This window comes from Bradyrhizobium sp. P2_E8 (assembly GCF_056403875.1).
On sequence record NZ_JBFUES010000427.1, the window covers coordinates 1 to 6123 of the forward strand.

The 6123-nt window shown below is 64.2% G+C and carries 6 protein-coding genes; 2 read left to right on the top strand and 4 right to left on the bottom strand.

All coding sequences use genetic code 11. The features are described 5' to 3' along the window. On the bottom strand, nt 1–1247 hold a 1247-nt coding region (gene tyrS / locus AC1D00_RS22555), incomplete at its 3' end, for a tyrosine--tRNA ligase (RefSeq protein ID WP_477012170.1). Between the two features lie 165 nt (nt 1248–1412). Between tyrS and AC1D00_RS22560 the strand changes: the two genes are divergently transcribed. Together AC1D00_RS22560 and AC1D00_RS22565 are read left to right on the top strand one after the other, a co-directional pair. Then, on the top strand, nt 1413–2516 hold the full coding sequence (locus AC1D00_RS22560) for an anhydro-N-acetylmuramic acid kinase (protein WP_477012171.1): 1104 nt from the start codon (nt 1413–1415) through the stop codon (nt 2514–2516). A 111-nt stretch (nt 2517–2627) separates the two neighbouring features. Beyond that, nucleotides 2628–3305 (top strand): glutathione S-transferase family protein, encoded by a 678-nt coding sequence (locus AC1D00_RS22565; protein ID WP_404556099.1) that lies wholly within the window; start codon nt 2628–2630, stop codon nt 3303–3305. A gap of 170 nt (nt 3306–3475) precedes the next feature. Here the strand turns inward: AC1D00_RS22565 and AC1D00_RS22570 are convergent, their stop codons facing one another. The 3 genes from AC1D00_RS22570 to AC1D00_RS22580 all read right to left on the bottom strand — a co-directional run bounded on the left by AC1D00_RS22570 (nt 3476) and on the right by AC1D00_RS22580 (nt 5975). After that, complete coding sequence (locus AC1D00_RS22570) at nt 3476–4738, bottom strand: glycosyltransferase (RefSeq protein WP_477012172.1); 1263 nt, start codon at nt 4736–4738, stop codon at nt 3476–3478. A gap of 69 nt (nt 4739–4807) precedes the next feature. Further along, nucleotides 4808–5320: a DUF1697 domain-containing protein gene (locus AC1D00_RS22575; protein WP_404556102.1), complete on the bottom strand. Its 513-nt coding sequence runs from the start codon at nt 5318–5320 to the stop codon at nt 4808–4810. Nucleotides 5321–5327: 7 nt separating this feature from the next. Further along, nucleotides 5328–5975, bottom strand: a complete 648-nt coding sequence (locus tag AC1D00_RS22580; RefSeq protein WP_477012173.1) for an alpha/beta hydrolase — start codon at nt 5973–5975, stop codon at nt 5328–5330. Between the last annotated feature and the right edge of the window lie 148 nt (nt 5976–6123).

Below are 6123 nucleotides of genomic sequence, written 5' to 3' on the forward strand. Positions count from 1 at the left end.
GGCTTGATGAGGATGTGCTTCTTCTTGCCGAACGACAGCTTGATCACGCCCTCCGGCGTCAGATGGGCTGGTGACAGCACCATCTTCTCGTCGGTGACGGGCTCGTCGTTGACGCGCAGACCGCCGCCCTTGATCTGGCGCCGCGCCTCACCGTTGGAGGTGACGAGGCCCGCCTTGACGAAGGCGTTGAGCACGCCGAGGCCGGCGTCGAGTTCGCCGCGCGGAATTTCCACCGTCGGCAGGCTTTCGGCGAGCGCGCCTTCCTCGAAGGTGCGGCGCGCGGTTTCAGCCGCCTCATTCGCTGCGTCGCGGCCGTGCAAGAGCGCGGTCGCCTCAGTCGCAAGCACCTTCTTGGCTTCGTTGATCTCCGAGCCTCCGAGCGCCTCGAGCTTCTTGATCTCGCTCATCGGCAGCGTCGTGAACAGCTTGAGGAACTTGCCGACGTCGGCATCCTCGGTGTTGCGCCAGTACTGCCAGAAGTCGTACGGCGAGAACTGGTCGGCGTTGAGCCAGACCGCGCCTTGCGCGGTCTTGCCCATCTTGGCGCCGGAGGCCGTGGTCAGCAGCGGCGTCGTCAGTGCGAACAGCTGGTGCGTGCCCATGCGGCGGCCGAGATCGACGCCCATGATGATGTTGCCCCACTGGTCCGAGCCGCCCATCTGCAATTTGCAGCCGGTGCGCTTGGCGAGTTCGACGAAGTCGTAGGCCTGGCAGACCATGTAGTTGAACTCGATGAAGCTCATCTCCTGCTCGCGCTCGAGGCGCAGCCGCACGGAGTCCATGGTCAGCATGCGGTTGACCGAAAAGTGCCGGCCGACGTCGCGCAGCATCTCGATCCAGTTCAGCTTGGTCAGCCACTCCGCATTGTCGAGCATGACGGCGTCGCTCTTGCCGTCGCCGTAACGCAGCACCTTTGCGAACACGCCGCGGATCGATTCCTTGTTGGCTTCGATCTCGGCGACGGTGCGCATCGCGCGGGTCTCGTCCTTGCCGGAGGGATCGCCGACCATGGTGGTGCCGCCGCCCATCAGCGTGATCGGCTTGTTGCCGGACTGCTGGAGCCAGTGCAGCATCATCATGGTCAGGTAGTTGCCGATATGCAGCGAGCGGGCGGTACAATCGTAACCGACATAGGTGGTCGCCTCGCCCTTGGCGGCGAGCGCGTCCAGCCCCTCGAAATCGGAGCACTGGTGGATAAATCCACGTTCCTGCAGGGTGTGGAGGAAATCCGATTTAAATGCAGTCATTTGTCGGCGTGCCTGACAATTCTTGGTTTACTGTTTTGGGGGCAATTTAAGGATCTACCGTGGGAACTCGATTGCCGCCCGCCACTTGGCGCTGAGGCATTATAAGATGTGTCCCTCTGGCACAAGATCGGCATGCCAGAAGGGGGCTGTTGAGGACGCTGATCCATGATGTTGACGGCACTCGGTTTGATGAGCGGCACCTCGCTGGACGGGGTCGATGTCGCGCTGATCGAAACCGACGGAAAGCTGGTGAAGGGGTTCGGACCGTCCGGCTACCGGCCTTACAGCCCGGCGGAGCGCAACCTGCTGCGTCAGGCGCTGAGCGAAGCCGTACACCTGCCGCAGCGCGATGCCCGGCCGGGGATTTTGGCCGCGGCCGAGCGCGCGGTGACGCTGGCGCACGCGGAGGCGGTGGCCGCCTTCATCGCCCAGAACCGGATGAAGGCGGAGGACATCGACATCGTCGGCTTCCACGGCCAGACCGTGCTGCATCGACCCGAGAAGCGGCTGACGGTGCAGATCGGCGATGCGCCGGCGCTGGCGAAGGCGATCCATATCCCCGTGATGTACGACTTCCGCGCCGCCGACGTCGCGGCCGGCGGGCAGGGCGCACCCTTCGTGCCGGTCTATCACCGGGCACTGGCCCATTCGCTGGCGCGCGAAAGGCCGATCGTCGTGGTCAATATCGGCGGTGTCTCCAACATCACCTATATCGACGGCAACGACACGCTGATCGCCTGCGACACCGGGCCAGGCAATGCGCTGCTCGACGATTTCATGTACCGCACGATGAACCAGGCGTTCGATGCGGAGGGTAAGTTCGCCGCGCTCGGAACGGCCGACCAGGCTTGGATCGCGCGGGCGCTGGAGCTGCCGTTCTTCGTGGCGCCGCCGCCGAAATCGCTCGACCGCAACGACTTTGCCGCGTTGAAGCTCGGCGATGTCTCGCCGGCCGACGGCGCGGCGACGCTCACCGCCTTCACCGCGGCGGCGATCGCCCGCATTATCCCGCTGCTGCCGCGGCGGCCGCGCAGCTGGATCGTCTGCGGCGGCGGCGCCCGCAACCTCACCATGCTGCGGATGCTGCGGGAGCGGGTGGGCTCGGCCTCCGTCGAGCCCGCCGAGGCGCTTGGCTGGGCCTCTGACGCCATCGAGGCGCAAGCCTTCGGCTTCCTCGCTGCGCGTGGCTTGAAGGGCCTGCCGCTGTCCTATCCGGCGACCACAGGCGTGCCGATGCCGATGACGGGCGGGGTGATCGCGCGGCCCTGAGGTCCAGGCCTTACGATCACGGTCGGTTGATGCAAATGCATTGATCTTGACGGGTGCATGCAGTTGCATCTATGTTTGATGCAGTTGCATCGAACCGCCGGGATCATTGCCATGACCGCTTCACTGAAACTCATCAGCCACAAGCTTTGCCCGTATGTGCAGCGCGCCGTGATCGCGCTCAACGAGAAGGGCGTGCCGTTCGAGCGGATCGACATCGATCTCGCCAACAAGCCCGACTGGTTTCTGAAACTCTCGCCGCTCGGCAAGGTGCCCGTGCTGGTAGTGACGACGGAGAAGGGCGAGGTCGCGCTGTTCGAGAGCAACGTGATCTGCGAGTACATCGAGGAGACGCAAGCAGGCCTCAAGCTGCATCCGGCGGATGCGTTGAAGCGCGCCGAGCATCGCGCCTGGATGGAGTTCGGCTCGGCGATCCTTGGCGATCTCTGGGGCCTGGAGACGACGACGGATCCGGCGACGTTCGAGAGCAAGCGTCAGGCGCTCGTCGCGAAGTTCGCACGTGTGGAAGTCGCGCTAAGCGCAGGTCCGTTCTTCGCCGGCGAACGGTTCAGCCTGGTCGACGCGGTGTTCGCACCCGTCTTCCGCTATTTTGACCTGTTCGACGAACTGACCGAGCACGGCATCTTCACGAATGTGCCGAAGGTGCGGGCGTGGCGGGCCGAGCTTGCGAAGCGTCCGAGCGTGCGGAGCGCCGTCGGCGCGGACTATCCGCAATTGCTCCGCGCCTTCCTCGTGCGCCACGACGCCCATCTGCTCAAGCTTGCCGCCTAGGGGCTATGCCGATGTCGCCATCCGGCATCGGTGCGGCCGGCACTTTTCTTACGGCATCGTCTGGCGTCACTTATGCTCTTGAGCGCCGGCAAGGCGCAGGCCAGGCCACCGAATCCTTCGCGCACAATCACCACGCGTCGCCGAGACCGCTGTGAGGGTCACAACCCATCTCAGACATAGTCAGCTCGAGATACGCCACCTGATGCGAGCGCCGATTTCGTCAACGCCTCAATGGCCGCGACGGCCGCCGTCAATCCGTCCTCTTTGGCAATTGATGCGCCGAGTACGGCCGCATTGTCGCGCATGGCGCTCTTACCTGCTTCGGAGATGGCGAGGGACAGCCGGTCAACGCTCAGTCCCCTGGCGGGAACTGGCGCTGGTGCGGCGCCCACCCGCAGCAGTCGCTCAGCCCAAAAGAATTGGTCACCAGCGAACGGAACGACGACGGAGGGAACGCCGGCGCGGGCGGCGGCATGTGCTGTGCCTGCGCCACCATGATGGATGATCAGGCTTGTCTTGGGAAACAGCCAGCCATGTGGCGCTTCTGCCAATAGATGGACATTCGCAGGCAGATCAGCCGCGTCTACATTGCCCCAACCAGGGTGCAGCAGCGCCCGACGCCCCCGAAGCGCCTCCAGCACTTGTGTCATCAGGCTCGGCCCGCCCAGGGCCGCCATGCTTCCAAAGCCAAGATAGATAGGCGGTTCGCCGGCAGCTAAGAATTCAGACAAGTCCTTCGGCGGGATCCACTCGGCGACGGGCGCAAGCCATTGACCGCAGACCGTTGCGTTTGGGGGCCAGTCGGCGGGCGGCTGCACGAGACTGGGGGAGATTCCGTAGAGCATCGGATGCTCGTTCCACAGATGTCGGCGAGCAGGCAAACCACACGCCGCGGTGCGGGCCGCGTTGATGGATGGTTTGAAGGCGCGCCAGATCAACGCATTGATCAGCTTGTGGCTCGCTCTGTTCATGAAACGAGGCACGGCGCCGGGGCGCAGGAAGGGAGAAGCGAATGCGCTGGTCGGCGTGATTAGGATGAGGCCGGTGCCGATTGCGGGCACTCGTAACGCCTCCGCGGCGGAAAGTCCGATAAACGCTGCGAGCCCGCCAAGAACAATGACGTCACACCCTTGCGCAACTGCGGTTGTCGTGCGGAGCCAAGCTTCGGAATTTGTGGCGGCGAGACGCGCAAAAGCTCTGGCGGTCTCGGTGAAACCACCGCGCCGTGCTTCGCGCGTTGCGTCTTGGAGCAATATGGCGCGTATGTCGCCGGCGAGCGCTGTGGTGGTGATATTCAAGTCAGCAGCGTAGCCCAACGTAGCGGCGTCAGCGAGCAGATGGGCTTCGTGGCCAGCATCCACCAGGGCCCTACACAGCAAGGCCATAGGGCGCGTATCGCCCTCGGTGCCATATGTGACGACGGCAAATTTCATCTTGAGCTACCCCGGGACAGAAGTTCTCCAGAAAACAGGCGTGAATTGATCTCCGGCGCGCCAGACGCGTTAGAGCTCCGCGGCCATCTTCGCCAGCGTCGCGATCGTGTTCATGTTGCGCGCGGTGCCGGTTTTCGCGGCGGGGATGACGAGCTTCGATGTCCCCATGCCCTCGCCATAGTGGACGTAGATCTCGCGGCGGCCGAGGCGCAACTCCTCGTTCTTCTGGCCGCGAATACCGGACAGCGCATCCGCGGGCGGGGCCTTGTCGAGGAAGATCGCAACCGTGCGGTTGGGCGCGGCTTTCGGAAAGGGATTGTCGGCCGCGACTTGCGCCATTGCGGCGGCGCTGCGCACGAGTACGCCAACCGGCGCACCGGCGTAGGCGTGGAGGCGCTGTTCGAGTGCGCTCTTGATCGCGGCTTCTGATTTGCGGCTGGTGAAGACGACGTTGCCGCTCGCAATATAGGTGCGCACGGCGGCGAAGCCGAGCTCTTCGCACATCGCCTTGAGCTCGGTCATCGGCAGCTTGCCGGTGCCTCCGACATTGACCGCGCGCAGCAGGGCTACGAACGCGGCCATGTCAATCTCAGCGCACGTTGGCGAGACGCATGTCGAGATACGCCGTGATGGTTTCCATCAGCGGCTCGAGCTTGGCGTCGAAGAAGTGGTTGGCGCCGGGGATGACCTGCTGGTCGATCACGATGCCCTTCTGCGTCTTCAGCTTCTCGACCAGCGTGTTGACGTCCTTGGGCGGCACCACCGCGTCCTTCTCGCCATGCACGATCAGGCCCGACGACGGGCAGGGCGCGAGGAACGAGAAGTCGTAGAGGTTGGCCGGCGGCGCGATCGAGATGAAGCCTTCGACCTCGGGACGGCGCATCAGAAGCTGCATGCCGATCCAGGCGCCGAAGGAGAAGCCGGCGACCCAGCAGGCACGCGCTTCGGGGTTGATGGTCTGCGCCCAGTCGAGCGCTGCCGCCGCATCAGACAATTCGCCGGTGCCGTGGTCGAATGAGCCCTGGCTGCGGCCGACGCCACGGRAATTGAAGCGCAGCACGGAGAAGCCGCGATGCGCGAAGGCGTAGTAGCACTGGTACACGATCTGATGGTTCATCGTGCCGTGAAACTGCGGATGCGGATGCAGGATCATCGCGATCGGCGCGTTCTTCTGCTTGGCCGGGTGATAGCGGCCTTCGAGGCGGCCAGCGGGGCCGGCGAAAATGACTTCAGGCATGACGGTCTCTGATTGAGTCCCTTAGAGGTGATCCCTGCACAATCAACCGATTGTGGCTCCATCAGCCGTTTTCGCCGACGAAAGCACGAATGATGGGTGAAGAGGCGCCCTCGGATGATGCGCGAGTGCGCTGAACTGACGCGCGCCT

Bases quoted from the DNA above. Each gene is read 5' to 3' on its own strand.
- AC1D00_RS22560 (WP_477012171.1), top strand. From the start codon at position 1,413: ATGATGTTGACGGCACTCGGTTTGATGAGCGGCACCTCGCTGGACGGG.
- AC1D00_RS22565 (WP_404556099.1), top strand. From the start codon at position 2,628: ATGACCGCTTCACTGAAACTCATCAGCCACAAGCTTTGCCCGTATGTG.
- AC1D00_RS22570 (WP_477012172.1), bottom strand. From the start codon at position 4,738: ATGAAATTTGCCGTCGTCACATATGGCACCGAGGGCGATACGCGCCCT.
- AC1D00_RS22575 (WP_404556102.1), bottom strand. From the start codon at position 5,320: ATGGCCGCGTTCGTAGCCCTGCTGCGCGCGGTCAATGTCGGAGGCACC.